General features: G+C 71.3%; 11 protein-coding genes. 6 read left to right on the top strand and 5 right to left on the bottom strand.

Going from position 1 to position 13,313, the window contains the following annotated elements; all coding sequences use genetic code 11:
- Window positions 1-146 precede the first annotated feature (146 nt).
- Window positions 147-1,211, top strand: a complete 1,065-nt coding sequence (locus DEJ49_RS30205) for a biotin/lipoate A/B protein ligase family protein (protein WP_150187036.1) — start codon at window positions 147-149, stop codon at window positions 1,209-1,211.
- A gap of 30 nt (window positions 1,212-1,241) precedes the next feature.
- Here the strand turns inward: DEJ49_RS30205 and DEJ49_RS30200 are convergent, their stop codons facing one another.
- The 5 genes from DEJ49_RS30200 to DEJ49_RS30180 all read right to left on the bottom strand — a co-directional run bounded on the left by DEJ49_RS30200 (window position 1,242) and on the right by DEJ49_RS30180 (window position 8,285).
- Window positions 1,242-2,240, bottom strand: coding sequence for a TIGR03842 family LLM class F420-dependent oxidoreductase (locus DEJ49_RS30200; RefSeq protein WP_150187035.1), 999 nt, complete (start codon window positions 2,238-2,240; stop codon window positions 1,242-1,244).
- Window positions 2,241-2,344: 104 nt separating this feature from the next.
- Window positions 2,345-4,108, bottom strand: coding sequence for a thiol reductant ABC exporter subunit CydC (gene cydC, locus DEJ49_RS30195; RefSeq protein ID WP_150187034.1), 1,764 nt, complete (start codon window positions 4,106-4,108; stop codon window positions 2,345-2,347).
- Entirely contained in the window at window positions 4,105-5,847 is a 1,743-nt protein-coding gene (cydD, locus tag DEJ49_RS30190) for a thiol reductant ABC exporter subunit CydD (protein ID WP_150187033.1), read from the bottom strand. Before cydD ends, cydC begins: the two co-directional genes overlap by 4 nt.
- 31 nt (window positions 5,848-5,878) lie before the next feature.
- Window positions 5,879-6,901 carry a cytochrome d ubiquinol oxidase subunit II gene (cydB, locus tag DEJ49_RS30185; RefSeq protein WP_150187032.1) on the bottom strand — a complete coding sequence of 341 codons (1,023 nt, stop codon included), beginning with the start codon at window positions 6,899-6,901 and terminating at the stop codon, window positions 5,879-5,881.
- Window positions 6,902-6,983: 82 nt separating this feature from the next.
- Entirely contained in the window at window positions 6,984-8,285 is a 1,302-nt protein-coding gene (locus tag DEJ49_RS30180; protein WP_150187031.1) for a cytochrome ubiquinol oxidase subunit I, read from the bottom strand.
- A 235-nt stretch (window positions 8,286-8,520) separates the two neighbouring features.
- Between DEJ49_RS30180 and DEJ49_RS30175 the strand changes: the two genes are divergently transcribed.
- The 5 genes from DEJ49_RS30175 to phzG all read left to right on the top strand — a co-directional run bounded on the left by DEJ49_RS30175 (window position 8,521) and on the right by phzG (window position 13,282).
- The gene (locus DEJ49_RS30175; RefSeq protein WP_150187030.1) at window positions 8,521-9,447 is read left to right on the top strand and encodes a LysR family transcriptional regulator; all 927 of its coding nucleotides are present in this window, start codon (window positions 8,521-8,523) and stop codon (window positions 9,445-9,447) included.
- A gap of 277 nt (window positions 9,448-9,724) precedes the next feature.
- Window positions 9,725-10,048, top strand: a complete 324-nt coding sequence (locus tag DEJ49_RS30170; RefSeq protein ID WP_150173963.1) for a 2Fe-2S iron-sulfur cluster-binding protein — start codon at window positions 9,725-9,727, stop codon at window positions 10,046-10,048.
- Window positions 10,048-11,319, top strand: a complete 1,272-nt coding sequence (locus DEJ49_RS30165) for an NAD(P)/FAD-dependent oxidoreductase (RefSeq protein WP_150187029.1) — start codon at window positions 10,048-10,050, stop codon at window positions 11,317-11,319. The genes DEJ49_RS30170 and DEJ49_RS30165 overlap by 1 nt, the downstream gene beginning before the upstream one ends.
- 483 nt (window positions 11,320-11,802) lie before the next feature.
- Window positions 11,803-12,639 (top strand): PhzF family phenazine biosynthesis isomerase, encoded by an 837-nt coding sequence (locus tag DEJ49_RS30160; RefSeq protein WP_150187028.1) that lies wholly within the window; start codon window positions 11,803-11,805, stop codon window positions 12,637-12,639.
- Complete coding sequence (gene phzG / locus DEJ49_RS30155; RefSeq protein ID WP_150187027.1) at window positions 12,632-13,282, top strand: phenazine biosynthesis FMN-dependent oxidase PhzG; 651 nt, start codon at window positions 12,632-12,634, stop codon at window positions 13,280-13,282. Before DEJ49_RS30160 ends, phzG begins: the two co-directional genes overlap by 8 nt.
- Window positions 13,283-13,313: the final 31 nt, after the last annotated feature.

The following is a 13,313-nucleotide window of genomic DNA, read 5'->3' as shown; positions in this document are numbered from 1 at the left end:
TCGGACGGTCGGCGGCCGACGGATGCGCCGTCCGGGGCACGGTCCCCCGCACGGAGCACACGAGGGGGACATTCCCTCTCTGGGCTAGCGTTGAGGGATGATTCGGAAAAGGGCGCATAGGGCGAACGCGGCATGGAGGCGGCACGGTGCACGGTGAGTACAAGGTCCCCGGCGGCAAGCTCGTCGTCGTGGATCTGGACGTCGAGGGCGGCGAGCTGCGGAACACCCGCGTGGCCGGTGACTTCTTCCTGGAACCCGACGAGGCGCTCGACGCGATCAACGGCGCGCTGAACGGCGCGCCGGCCGACACGGACGCCCCGGGCCTCGCCGCCCGCATCGAGGCCGCGCTCCCCGAGGGCACCGTCATGTACGGCCTGACGTCGGAGGGTGTCGGGGTCGCCGTCCGCCGTGCCCTCGCGCACGCGACGGACTGGACCGACTACGACTGGCAGCTGATCCACGAGGGCCCGCAGCCACCCGCGCTGCACATGGCCCTCGACGAGGTGCTGACCCAGGAGGTCGCGGCGGGCCGCAGGCCGCCGACGCTGCGCGTGTGGGAGTGGGCGTCGCCCTCGGTGATCATCGGCAGTTTCCAGTCGCTCGCCAACGAGGTGGACGCACAGGGCGCGGCCCGGCACGGAATCGACGTCGTGCGCCGGATCTCGGGCGGCGGCGCGATGTTCGTGGAGCCGGGCAACACCATCACGTACTCGCTCTCCGTCCCGGACGCCCTCGTGCAGGGCCTCTCCTTCCAGGACAGCTACGCGTACCTGGACGACTGGGTGCTCGGCGCCCTCGCCGACATGGGCATCAAGGCGTGGTACCAGCCGCTCAACGACATCGCGACGGACGCGGGGAAGATCGCGGGCGCCGCGCAGAAGCGGACGGTGGCGCCGGGCGGCGGGCCGGGCGCGGTGCTGCATCACGTGACGATGTCGTACGACATCGACGCGGACAAGATGCTGGAGGTGCTGCGCATCGGCAAGGAGAAGCTCTCCGACAAAGGCACGCGGAGCGCCAAGAAGCGCGTCGATCCCCTGCGCCGCCAGACCGGACTGCCGCGCGAGGCCGTCATCGAGCGCATGGTCGACTCGTTCCGCGGCCGGTACGGCCTCGCCGAGGGGAAGGTCACCGACGAGGAGATGGCGCGCGCGCAGGAGCTCGTGCGGACCAAGTTCACGACGGAGGAGTGGACGGCCCGGGTGCCCTGATGATCCTGGCCCCCCGAGCGGGCCGGCGGCTCAGGAGAGCTGTGGGATCACCGAGGAGCCGTAGGCGTCGATGACGTCCTCACGGGCGTCGTGCATCGCGTACACCGCGAACTGGTCGACGCCCGACTCCTGTAGCTCACGCAGCCGTTCGAGGTGCGCTTCGACGGGCCCGAGCAGGCAGAACCGGTCGACGATCTCGTCGGGCACGAACGCGGTGTCGGGGTTCCCGGCGCGCCCGTGGCGGCTGTAGTCGTAGCCCTCGCGCGCCTTGATGTACGCGGTGAGGGCCTCCGGCACCATCGACGAGTGCTCGCCGTACTTGGCGACCAGGTCGGCGACGTGGTTGCCGACCATGCCGCCGAACCAACGGCACTGTTCGCGGGCGTGCGCGACATCGTCGCCCACGTAGGCGGGCGCGGCCACGCAGATCTTGACGTCCGCGGGGTCGCGTCCTGCGTCGGCGGCCGCGTCCCGTACGGCCTTGACCATCCACTGCGTCAGGTACGGGTCGGCGAGCTGCAGGATGAACCCGTCGGCCTTCTGTCCGGCGAGTGCGAGCGCCTTCGGACCGTACGCCGCCATCCACACCGGCAGCCTGCCGTCCCTGACCCACGGCAGCCGCAGCGTCTGCCCGCCGATGTCGGCCTCGCGCCCCTCGGCGAGGTCACGGATGACGTCGATGGCCTCGGCGAGCCTGGCCAGGGTGTTGGGCCTGCGTCCCGCGACGCGCATCGCGGAGTCGCCGCGCCCGATGCCGCAGACGGTGCGGTTGCCGTACATGTCGTTGAGGGTCGCGAAGGTCGACGCGGTGACTTCCCAGGTGCGGGTGCCGGGGTTGGTGACCATGGGGCCGACGGTCAGGCGTGTGGTGTGTTCGAGGATGCGGCTGTAGATGACGAACGGCTCCTGCCACAGCACGGACGAGTCGAAGGTCCAGCCGTAGCGGAAGCCGTTGCGCTCCGCGCGCCTCATGAGGCCGACGACCTCTGATGCGGGCGGGTCGGTCTGCAGTACGAGTCCAAAGTCCATGGCCTTCGCTCCTCACTGTCGTCCGAGGAGGGACCATGCTGGACGGGTCGCCGGTGCTTGGCAAGAGGGACTCGGCGGGCATACGGGGCGGGTCCGCGCGTGTCTCAGAGCGCCATGGCGGCGAGGCCGTCCGTCGCGGTGTCGAGGTCCTCGGGGGTGGCGGGGCGGATCCGGCCCCGGTCCAGGGTGACGATCTCGTCGGCGCCCGCGAGGCCCGCGCGCTCGTGCGTGACCAGGAGCGTGGTGCGGCCGCGGGTGGCGTCGAGGATGTCGGCGAGCACCTCGGCCGCGGTGTCCGGGTCGAGGCCTTCGGTGGGTTCGTCGAGGACGAGGACGGGCGGGTCGGCGAGGAGCGCGCGGGCAAGGAGCAGACGGCGGCGCTGGCCTCCCGACATGGTGGCGCCGTCCCCGCCGAGCACGGTCTCCCAGCCCTCCGGCAGTGATTCGATCCAGTCCAGGATCCTGGCCCTGCGGGCCGCCTCGCGCAGTTCGGCGTCGGTGGCGCCGGGGGCGGCGAGGACGAGGTTGGCGCGGATCGTGGCGTGGAAGACGTGCGCGTCCTGCGTCATGCCGGTGATGGCGCGGCGGGCGTCGGCGCCCGTGCAGTCGCTGAGTTCGCGGCCGCCGACGCGGATGCTGCCCGCTTCGTACGGCACGAACCGCATGAGCGCCGCGATCAGGGTGGATTTACCGGACCCGCTGGCCCCGATGAGCACCACTCGACGGCCGGCCGGCAGCCGCAGGTTCGCACCGTCCAGGGCCGGGGGGTTGTCCTGGACGTGGCGGACCCGCAGGTCGGTGATGGTCACGTCGAGTGGTGCGTCGGTGGGCAGCGGGTCCGGGGTCCGGGGGTCGGCGACGGGCGCCGGGGTGTCGAAGAGGTCGGCGAGGCGCTGTGCGGAGGCCCGGACCTCGACGAAGCGGCGGGCGGCGGCGGGCAGCGGTGCGAGCGCCTCGAAGGAGACGAGCGCGAGGACGGCGAGGACGGTGAGCTGCACGGCGGGCAGGTCGCCCGCGGCGTGGGCGCGCAGGGCGAGCCAGGTCACGCCGACCGTCGCGGCGCCCTGCAGCACGAGCACCATCGCTTGGGCGAGCGACGTGGTCAGCGCCTTGTGGCGCTCCAGTTCGGCGATGTGTGCGGTGACGGCGCGGGCCCGGTCGTGGGTGCGGCCGCGGGCGCCGTACGCGGCGAGGTCGGCGGCGCCCTGTGTCAGGTCCACGGTGACGGCGGCGAGTTCGGCGCGGGCCGCCTTCTCGACGCGGCCGGCGCGGCGGGACAGGACGAGGACCGCGGCGGGCACGAGGATGCCCGCCACGGCGAGCAGCAGACCGAGCAGCACGCCCGCTCCCGGCAGCAGTACGGCGACGGTTCCGGTGGCGGCCGCGGCGACCACGAACGCCGCGGTCGCCGGGATCATCACCCGCAGCAGCAGGTCCTGGGCGGCGTCCACGTCGTCGACGAGGCGGGTCAGCAGGTCGCCGCTGCGGAAGGCGGGGGTGCCGGCCGGGGCGAGCGGCACGAGCGCCTCGAACACCCGGGCGCGGAAGCCGGCGACGGCGTGCAGCACGCCGTCGTGGCCGAGGAGCCGGTCGACGTACCGGAGTGCCCCGCGCCCGAGGGCGAGGGCCCGTACGGCGACGATCGCGACGCTCACCGCGGCGAGGGGCGGCTGCTCGGCGGCACGGGTGATGAGCCAGGCGGCGGTGGCCATCAGTGCGGCGGCGGCGAGCTCACTGCCGGCCGCGGCGAGCGCGGCGGGCAGCAGCCTGCGCCAGTACGGCAGGAGGTGGTGGAGGAGGAGACGGGCGGTGGGGCGCGTTCCCCGGGCGGGCCCGGGGACGGCGGCGGCCTTGACGTACGAGGTCATGAGACCACCAGCCTTTCCGGGGCGACGGGTTCGAGGGAGGGGGTCGCCGCGCGTGCGCGGGACGGCGGGTTCGTGGTCACCGGTTCGGGCAGGGCGATCGTGCCCGCCCGTACCGTGATGATCCGGTCCGCGTGGGGAAGCAGGCTTGTGCGGTGGGCGACCACGATCGCTGTACGGCCGCGCATGAGGGCGACCGTGGCGCGCGTGACGGCGGCCTCGCTCTCCGGGTCGAGGTGTGCGGTGGGTTCGTCGAGCAGCAGGACCGGCGCGTCCTTGAGGAACGCGCGGGCCAGCGCGATCCGCTGGCGCTGACCGGCGGAGAGCCCCGCGCCGTGCTCGCCGAGCACGGTGTCGTACGCGTGGGGCAGCTCGTCGACGAAGAGGTCCGCGGAGGCGGCGCGGGCCGCTTCCCGTACTTCCGCGTCGGTCGCCTCGGGGCGGCCCAGGCGGATGTTCTCGGCGACGGTGCCCGCGATCAGGTGCGGGCGCTGCGGCACCCAGGCGACCTGGGCGCACCAGTCGTCGGGGTCGAGTTCCGCGAGGTCGGTGCCGCCGGCCTGGACCCGGCCCGACGCGGGGGTGACGAAGCCGAGGAGCAGCGAGAGCAGCGTGGACTTGCCCGCGCCGCTGGGGCCGACCAGGGCGACGTGCTCGCCGGGGGCGACGGTGAGGGAGACGTGGTGCAGGGCGGGCTCGGTGCGGCCGGGGTAGTGGACGGTGACGTCGTCGAGGGTGAGGGCCGCCGTGCGGGCGTCGGGCGCGGGGGCGCGGTGGGTGCCGGGCCGGTCCGTGTCCTCGTCGTCGAGGGCGGCGAAGACGCGTTCGGCCACCGAGATGCCTTCGGCGCTGTCGTGGAAGGCGGCGCCCATGGCGCGCAACGGCAGGTACGCCTCGGGGGCGAGGAAGAGGACGACGAGGGCGGTGTGCAGGCCCACGTCGCCGTGCAGGAGCCGCAGTCCGACCGGGACGGCGACGAGGGCGACGGAGAGGGTGGCGACGGTCTCCAGGACGAGGGAGGAGAGGAACGCGACACGCAGGGTCCGCATGGTGGCCCTGCGGTGCGCGTCGGCCATGTCGTGGACGACCTTGGTCTGGTGGTGTTCGCGGCCGAAGGCACGGAGCGTCGGCAGTCCGGCGACGACGTCGAGGAAGTGGCCGCCGAGCCGGGAGAGCAACCGCCATTGGCGGGCGGTGCGCTGGGCGGTGTGCATGCCGACCAGCGCGCCGAAGACGGGGATGAGCGGCAGCGTGATGACGATGATCAGTGCCGAGGTCCAGTCGGTCCACGCGACCCAGGCGACCACGGTGAGGGGGACGACGGCGACGGCCGCCCGGGTGGGCAGGTAGCCGACGACGTAGGGGTCGAGGGCGTCGAGGCCGCGGGTGAGCAGGGTGGCGGTCTCGCCGTGGCGGCGGTCGGCGAGCCGCAGCGGTCCCGTCCGCTGCAGCTGTCCGGTGATCCGGTCGCGCAGGGTGGCCTTGGCACCGGCCGCGGCGCGCTGGGCGAGCGCGCCGCGGACCCAGGTGAGCAGGGCGCGCAGGGCCATGACGGTGCCGAGCGCGGCCAGCGTGCCGGTGCGGATGCCGTGTCCCGCGAAGCCGTCCGCGAGGGCGGTGGCGAGCAGGACGGCCTGGGTGACGATGAGCCCGGCGCCCGCCAGGGCCAGTACCGAGGAGTACGTCATGTGGCGCCGCAGCACTGGGATGTCCCGCATGAGGCGGCGTTCGACGGGCTTCATCGTGGGGGTACCTCTCGTCGCTTTCCGGGGGTCAGAAGTAGCTGGGGTGACGCTGTCCCGTCCGCCCCCGGAAGGCCCACCAGCTCCAGAACTGGTAGGCGAGGATCGTCGGGATCACCAGGACCCCGAAGCCGCTGAGGATCTTCAGCGTGGCGTCGTCCGTGATGGCGTGGTCGATGTCCAGGCCCGCGCCGGCCTCGGTGATCAGGAGGTACGGGTAGTGGCCCGCCCCGAGGAGCAGCACCGGCAGCGCGGTGGCGCAGCAGGTGGCGGCGAACGCGAGGACGTTGTTGCCGCGGCCGAGGTACCACCAGGCGGCGCCGAGCGCGGCGACGATCAGGGCGGCGATGATCCAGGACGTCGTGCGGTTCGTCATGGAGGCGCCCGCGCCGAAGACCGTGAGGAGCAGCGCGAGGGCGCCGACGGCGGCGACGCCGACGAGGAGGCTCGCGGCCATCTTCCGCGCCCGGGCAGCGAGTTCGGGCCCGGAGCGCAGGGCGACGAAGGTCGCGCCGTGTGCCGCGAAGAGCAGCACGGTGGTGACGCCGCAGACGAGCACGAACGGCGCGAACACCTCGCCGAACCCGATGTGGAAGCTGCCGTCGGCGCGGCGCGGCACCCCGTGGAGCAGCAGCCCCACGACGAGGCCCCAGCAGACGGCGGGGACGGCGCCGCCGACGACGATCAGGACGTCCCAGGCCCGGCGGCCGCGGGCGCTGCGGGAGCGGCGGCGCAGCTGGACCGCGGCGTTGCCGAGGACCAGTCCTGCGAGGATCGCGACGATCAGCGGGTACATGCCGGACAGGAGGGTGCCTTCGAGGTGCGGGAAGGCACCGAACATGACTCCGGCGAAGGCGACCAGCCAGACCTCGTTGCCGAGGAAGAACGGCGCGATGGCGTCGAGGGCGGCGTTTCCGCTGGTGCGCTTCTCCTCCTGACCGTCTCGGCCGAGGAAGGGGTGCAGCATCTGTGCGCCGTAGTCGTAGCCGCCGAGTACAAAGTACCCGGCGAGTAGCAGGCCGAGGAGGGCCAGCCAGACGGTCTCCAGACTCATCTCGCTCAACTTTCCGTTACAGCAGGGGAGATCTTCCGTGGCGGAGGAGATCTTCTGTGGGGGTGCCGGGGGTCGGTCCGGCTCAGAGGGCGGGTACCGGCTGCTTCTCGTCGGCGCTGCCCGCCGGGCCCTCGGGGAGGTCGTCCGGGAGCGGGTCGCTGACGCCGAGCTGGGTGGCATCGGGGCCGCGGAGCGCGAACTTGGTGATGAGCGTCCAGTTCGTCACGGCGAGGGCGACGAAGATGGAGATGAAGAGGACGCAGGACAGCAGCAGCGAGGTCTTCCCCACGTGGGAGAGCGCGTCCTCGACCGTCAACTCGCCGTACACGATCCAGGGTTGGCGTCCGACCTCGCGGACGATCCAGCCGCCCACGGAGGCGATGAACGGGAAGGGGATGGTCGCGACGAGGATCCAGGAGGCCCAGCGCCAGCGCATCAGCCGGTTCTTCCAGAGCAGGATGAGGGCGATGAAGGTGATGGTGGACACCGTGTTGCCGATGAGCGTCATCGCGTCCATCGAGATCCGCATGGTGTCCTGCCAGGGCACGTAGTTGCCCGGGCCGTGCTCCTTGACGAGCTGCGCCTGCACTTCGGCGACGCCGCTGTTCTCCAGGACCGCGTCCTTCATGGGCTGCGTGCGCTCGATGATGGGGCGCTGCATCTCGCCGACGACGACGACGAAGAACGAGGCGACCGTCGACACCCAGAGTCCGAGCTTGAGGGAGGGCCGGAAGAGCTCGGTCTCCTTGGTGCCGCGCAGGTAGTGCCAGGCGCTGACGCCGGCGACGAAGCAGCCGCCCGTCGTCAGGGCGCCGAGCGAGAGGTGGAAGAGCGCCATCAGAGCGCTGGAGTTGGTGAGCAGCGCCCCGAAGTCGGTCAGGTAGGCGGCGCCGTCGCGCACCTCGTAGCCGACGGGGTGCTGCATGAAGCCGTTGGCGATCAGGATCCAGTACCCGGACGCGTACGCGGTGAGGGCGACCAGCCAGATGAGCGTGACGTGCACGCCCCTGCGCAGGCGGCCCCAGCCGAAGATCCACATGCCGAGGAAGGTGGACTCGGCGAAGAAGGCGATGAGGGTTTCGAGGGCCAGTGGGGCGCCGAAGACGTTGCCCGCGAACTTGCTCAGGCCGCTCCAGCTGAGCCCGAACTGGAACTCCATGACGAGGCCGGTGACGATGCCGACCGCGTAGTTGATGACGTAGAGCTGACCCCAGAAGCGGGTCATGCGCTCCCGGACTGCTCTTCTGGCGGGATCACGGGTGAACGCGGCCCGGGTGTGCATGATCGCGACGATGGGGACGAGGCCCATGGTCAGGATCACGAACAGCCAGTGGATGCCGGTCGTGGCCGCGAACTGGAGTCGGGCCAGATCCGCAGCGCTCATGATGCGACCTTCCTGGGGGGACGGTTGCCGGTGGGACGGCTGGGGGGGGTTCGGTGTGCCGGTCGTGGCGGACGGTGGACGGTGGGGCCGCCGCTTCGCGTGTGCAGGTGCCGGGCCGCGTTGCCCGCCACCTGTGCGGTGACCTCGATGGAAACGGTAGAGAGAAATCCTTATGCAATCCAAGACCGGTTCAGCCATGTGATGATGCCCTGGAAGGCATAAGTGAAGGTGGATCATGGATCTTCTGCAGTTGCGCTACTTCCAGGCAGTCGCCCGTTACGAGCACATCAGCCGCGCCGCGGAGGAGCTGCACGTCGCCCAGCCCTCCCTGAGCCGCACCATCGCGCGTCTGGAGGCCGAGCTCGGCACCCCGCTCTTCGACCGGCAGGGCCGCCGCATCCGGCTGAATCAGTACGGCGTGGTGTTCCTGCACCACGTGGACCGCGCCCTGAGCGAGCTCGACGACGCCCGCAGGGTCCTGAGCGACGCCCGCGACACGGCGTTCGGCCGGGTCAGCGTCGCCTCCGAGACCCTCCTGACGATCACGCATCTCCTCGGCAGCTTCCGGGCCGCCTACCCCCGCGCCGACGTGCGGCTCTTCCAGTCGAACGCGGAGGAGATGGACCGCCAGCTGCGCGCCAGGGAGGTCGACTTCTGCGTGGCGTCGCAGCCACTGACCGGCACGAACCTGGAGGCGATCGAACTGGCCCGCGAAGAGGTGCTGCTCGCCGTCCCGCGCGGTCACTGGCTCGACGGCCAGGAGAGCGTGACGATCCGTGAGATCGCCACCGAGCCGTTCGTGACGACCCGCATCGGGCAGTGGCAGCGCATGCTCCTGGACCGCCTCTTCGCGTCCGAGGGCCTCACCCCGATGATCTCCTGCGAGGGCGACGAGCCGGGCGCCAGCCAGGACATGATCAGCGCCGGCCTCGGCATCGGCCTGATCCCCGCCATCTCCCGCCAGGCCGGGACCGACTCCCAAGTCCCGGTGGCCTGGGTGCACTTGAACGCACCGGACTGCCACCGGGTGCTCACACTCGTGTGGAGCCGCGACGCCTACCTCTCCGACGCCGCCGTGAAGTTCCGGGAGTTCACGACCAGTCGGCCCTTCATGACGCACCGGCTGCCCGACAAGCGCCGCGGCCGCGGACGTCAACCTTGAGTCACGCCTGAGTCAAGACCGGGTCAACCCCCGGGTCGCACGGCGGGTCCTGGCCCGGCCTGAATCGGTTTGGTACTCTCCAACCGCTGCCACAGCCCTGGCCCAGGACGTCGCGTGTCCCGACGGCCAGTGAGTGATGGCGAGTCGACAGGGGTGTCCGCGTTCCCCCTTCGGCCGTCGGCACGCCGTCTCCACCTTCCGTTTTCCATTGCCAGGCCATCCGCACCACGGCCCGCGCTCGCGCACGCACGTCCGGATGCCATCAAGGAGTTCCGCCATGCCCAAAATCACGTACGTCGCCGTCGACGGCAACCAGACCACGATCGACGTCCCCGAGGGTACGAGCGTCATGCGCGGCGCCGTCTTCAACGACATCGACGGCATCGTCGCCCAGTGCGGCGGCAACATGCAGTGCGCGACCTGCCACGTCTACGTCGACGAGACCACGCTGGACAAGCTGGAGCCGCCGAAGGAGCGCGAGGACGAGATGCTCGACTTCACGGCGTGCCCGCGCAAGCCCAACAGCCGGCTGAGCTGCCAGCTCAAGTCGAGCGACGCCCTCGACGGCCTCATCGTCCACACCCCGGAACGGCAGAACTGATGACGGACCGCACACAGCCCGATTCGGTCGTCGTGGTGGGGGCCGGACAGGGCGGGTACCAGACCGCGGCGTCCCTGCGGGAGCACGGCTACGAAGGGTCCATCACGCTCATCAGCGCGGAGGACGCGCTCCCCTACGAGCGGCCGCCGCTGTCCAAGGCGTACCTCAAGGGCGAGGCGGACGAGGCCATGCTGTGGCTGCGCCCCGCGACGTACTACGTACGCCAGTCGATCGACCTGGTCTCCGGCACCGTCACCGAGATCGACCCGGCCGCCCGCTCGGTGCGGCTGGCCGACGGTTCCGCTTACGGCTACGGGCACCTCGTCCTCGCCACCGGCGCCACGCCCCGCACGCTCGACGTGCCGGGCAAGGAGCTGCGCGGCGTGCACACCCTGCGCACCGCGCAGGACGCCGTCGCGCTGCAGGCGTCGCTGGCGGGGGCGCGCCGCGCCGTGGTGGTGGGAGCCGGGTTCATCGGGCTCGAATTCGCCGCCGTGGCACGGGAGGCGGGCGTCGAGGTGACGGTCGTCGAGGCGCTCGACCGGCCGCTCGCGCGCGTCGTGTCGGCGCCGACCGCGGAGCACTTCACGTGGCTGCACCGGAGCAACGGCACGGAGTTGCTGTTCGGGCGGGGCCTCAAGGCCCTGCACGGCGACGGCCGTTCGAACGTGACGGCGGTGGAGCTGGCCGACGGCAGCAGGCTGCCCGCCGACCTGGTCCTGATCGGGGTCGGCGTCACCCCGCGCACGGAACTGGCCACCGCGGCAGGCCTCGAGGTCGACGGCGGCATCATCGTCGACGCGCAGCTGCGGACCACCGATCCGCACATTTCGGCGATCGGCGACTGCGCGGCATTCCCGCAGGTGCGCTCCGGAAATCGACGGCGGCTCGAATCCGTGCAGAATGCGGTCGGGCACGCACAGGCGGTCGCCGGGCGTCTCGCGGGATCGCCTCGCGCGTACGACGAACTGCCCTGGTTCTGGAGTGATCAGTTCGCCACGACCGTGCAGATCGCGGGATTCAACGAGGGGCACGAGACCGAGGTGGTCCTCGGCAGCGATCCGGACGCTTTCTCGGTGCTTCTTTTCCGCGGCGACGACCTGCAGGCGGTCGAGTCCGTCAACCGGCCCGCCGATCACCTCGCGGCACGCCGTCTCCTGACCCAGGGCACGGATCTCACGCCCGCGGAGGCCGCGGCGCCGGGATTCAGCCTCAGGACGTACCTCCGGAGCCTCGCCGAGCGCGGGACGGAGGCGCCCGTGGCCCTGTGACGGCGACGGACGCGCGCGACGGGAATTGGCAATTCCGAATTCTCGTCGCGCGCCACTCCACAGCGGTCTTTCAGGTAATTGTTGCTGAATTCCGGCGAGGCCTGACCTCGTCATTTTCGAACGCGCACCGAGGGGCAGTTCCGGCCTGCCGTCACTCGGGCGCTTTTTTGTTGCGTTCAGAAGTAAAACGTCAAAACAGTATTGCTTCGATTTGTTCGATCAGGCAGGATCGACCCCAGGCCAACGGGGGCTCTCAAAACGTTTTCGCCTGAGCGTCACTTCATCGCTGAATCTGCGAGCGCACCCCGCCGGGAGACCGTCCGGAGCACTGTGCGCAGAACGCGCTCCGCGTCATTCCAGCGGGATTCAGTTCCGATCAAAGATCGATCGCGCATCGTAGGCATCGTTCCGCACCACCCCATGAACCGCCGGGCCGGCGTCCTCCCCCGAGCGCCGGCCCGGCACCTCGACAGTGGAGAGCTGATGCACAACTACGTAGTGGTCGACGCGTTCGCCCGAGAGCCTCTCACCGGCAACCCGGTCGCGGTGTTCTTCGACGCCGACGACCTGAGCGCCGAGCAGATGCAACGCATCGCCCGGGAGATGAACCTCTCGGAGACCACGTTCGTCCTCGGGCCCAAGCAGGGCGGGGACTTCCACGTGCGGATCTTCACGCCCGTCAACGAACTCCCCTTCGCCGGACACCCGTTGCTGGGCACGGCCATCGCGCTGGGACAGCGCACCGACGCGGACCAGCTGCGGATCGAGACCGCCATGGGCGAGATCCCCTTCGAGCTGCAGCGCGTCGGTGGGAAGGTCGTCGCGACGAGCATGCGCCAGCCGGTGCCGGTCTGGGAGCCCTTCGACCGCGCCGACGAGCTCCTCGAAGCGCTGGGCATCCGCGAGTCGACGCTGCCGGTGGAGATCTACCGCAACGGCCCGCGGCACGTCCTGGTCGGCTTCGAGAGCTTCGAGGCCCTGTCGAAGGTCGACCCCGACCACCGCGCGCTCGCGAGCTTCCCCGACATGGCGACGAACTGCATCGCCGGCTCCGGGACCACCTGGCGCAACCGCATGTTCTCGCCCGCCTACGGAGTCGTGGAGGACGCCGCCACCGGCTCCGTCGCGGGACCCATCGCCATCCACGCGGCCCGGCACGGCCTCGCCTCGTACGGGCAGCGCATCGAGATCACCCAGGGCATCGAGATCGGCCGCCCCTCCCCCATGAACGCGCTGGTCCAGGGCGAGGGCGACCGCGTCGATTCCGTCGAGGTCTCCGGCCACGGCGTCGTCACGATCGAAGGAATGATCCATGTCTGATGTACGGCGTTCCGAGACGCTGACGGGCTCCCTCGAGGTGGAGTTCCCCGAGTTCCACACGCCGCCCGCGGAGCCGCTGGGCCTGCTGTCCGCCTGGCTGAAGACGGCCACCGAGCAGGGCGTGCGCGAGCCGCGCGCGCTGGCCCTGGCCACCGCCGACACTGCGGGGCGCACCTCCTCGCGGATCCTGGCGGTCAACCAGGTCACCGACACCGGCATCGTGTTCATCACCCACGCCGGCAGCCAGAAGGGCCGGGAACTGACCGCCAACCCCTGGGCGTCGGGGGTGCTGTACTGGCGCGAGACCAGCCAGCAGATCACCGTGGCCGGCCCGGTGCGCCAGCTCCCGCGCGCGACGGCGGAGGAACTGTGGGCGGCGCGCGCGGTGTTCACCCACCCCATGTCCACCGTCTCGCTGCAGAGCGAGCCGCTGCGCGACCTGGACCACCTCGAAGAGATCCGCGCCAGGGCCCTGGAACTGGGCGAGCCGCCGCGCGCGCTGCCCTGCCCCGACACGTTCGTGGCCTACCTCCTGGAGCCGGCCGCCGTGGAGTTCTGGGCGAATGGCACCGACCGGCTGCACGAGCGGCTGCGCTACGACCGCACCGACAGCGGCTGGGACACCACCCGCCTGCAGCCCTGACCCACCCCGCCCCGCCCCGCCTTGTTCTCGG

Origin of the sequence: Streptomyces venezuelae (genome assembly GCF_008642335.1) — a bacterium.
Lineage (GTDB): Bacteria > Actinomycetota > Actinomycetes > Streptomycetales > Streptomycetaceae > Streptomyces > Streptomyces venezuelae_F.
This window is presented reverse-complemented; position numbering and strand designations above follow the sequence as displayed.

Bases quoted from the DNA above. Each gene is read 5' to 3' on its own strand.
- cydC (WP_150187034.1), bottom strand. From the start codon at position 4,108: ATGACCTCGTACGTCAAGGCCGCCGCCGTCCCCGGGCCCGCCCGGGGA.
- DEJ49_RS30160 (WP_150187028.1), top strand. From the start codon at position 11,803: ATGCACAACTACGTAGTGGTCGACGCGTTCGCCCGAGAGCCTCTCACC.
- phzG (WP_150187027.1), top strand. From the start codon at position 12,632: ATGTCTGATGTACGGCGTTCCGAGACGCTGACGGGCTCCCTCGAGGTG.
- DEJ49_RS30170 (WP_150173963.1), top strand. From the start codon at position 9,725: ATGCCCAAAATCACGTACGTCGCCGTCGACGGCAACCAGACCACGATC.
- DEJ49_RS30200 (WP_150187035.1), bottom strand. From the start codon at position 2,240: ATGGACTTTGGACTCGTACTGCAGACCGACCCGCCCGCATCAGAGGTC.
- DEJ49_RS30165 (WP_150187029.1), top strand. From the start codon at position 10,048: ATGACGGACCGCACACAGCCCGATTCGGTCGTCGTGGTGGGGGCCGGA.
- DEJ49_RS30175 (WP_150187030.1), top strand. From the start codon at position 8,521: ATGGATCTTCTGCAGTTGCGCTACTTCCAGGCAGTCGCCCGTTACGAG.
- DEJ49_RS30180 (WP_150187031.1), bottom strand. From the start codon at position 8,285: ATGAGCGCTGCGGATCTGGCCCGACTCCAGTTCGCGGCCACGACCGGC.
- cydD (WP_150187033.1), bottom strand. From the start codon at position 5,847: ATGAAGCCCGTCGAACGCCGCCTCATGCGGGACATCCCAGTGCTGCGG.
- cydB (WP_150187032.1), bottom strand. From the start codon at position 6,901: ATGAGTCTGGAGACCGTCTGGCTGGCCCTCCTCGGCCTGCTACTCGCC.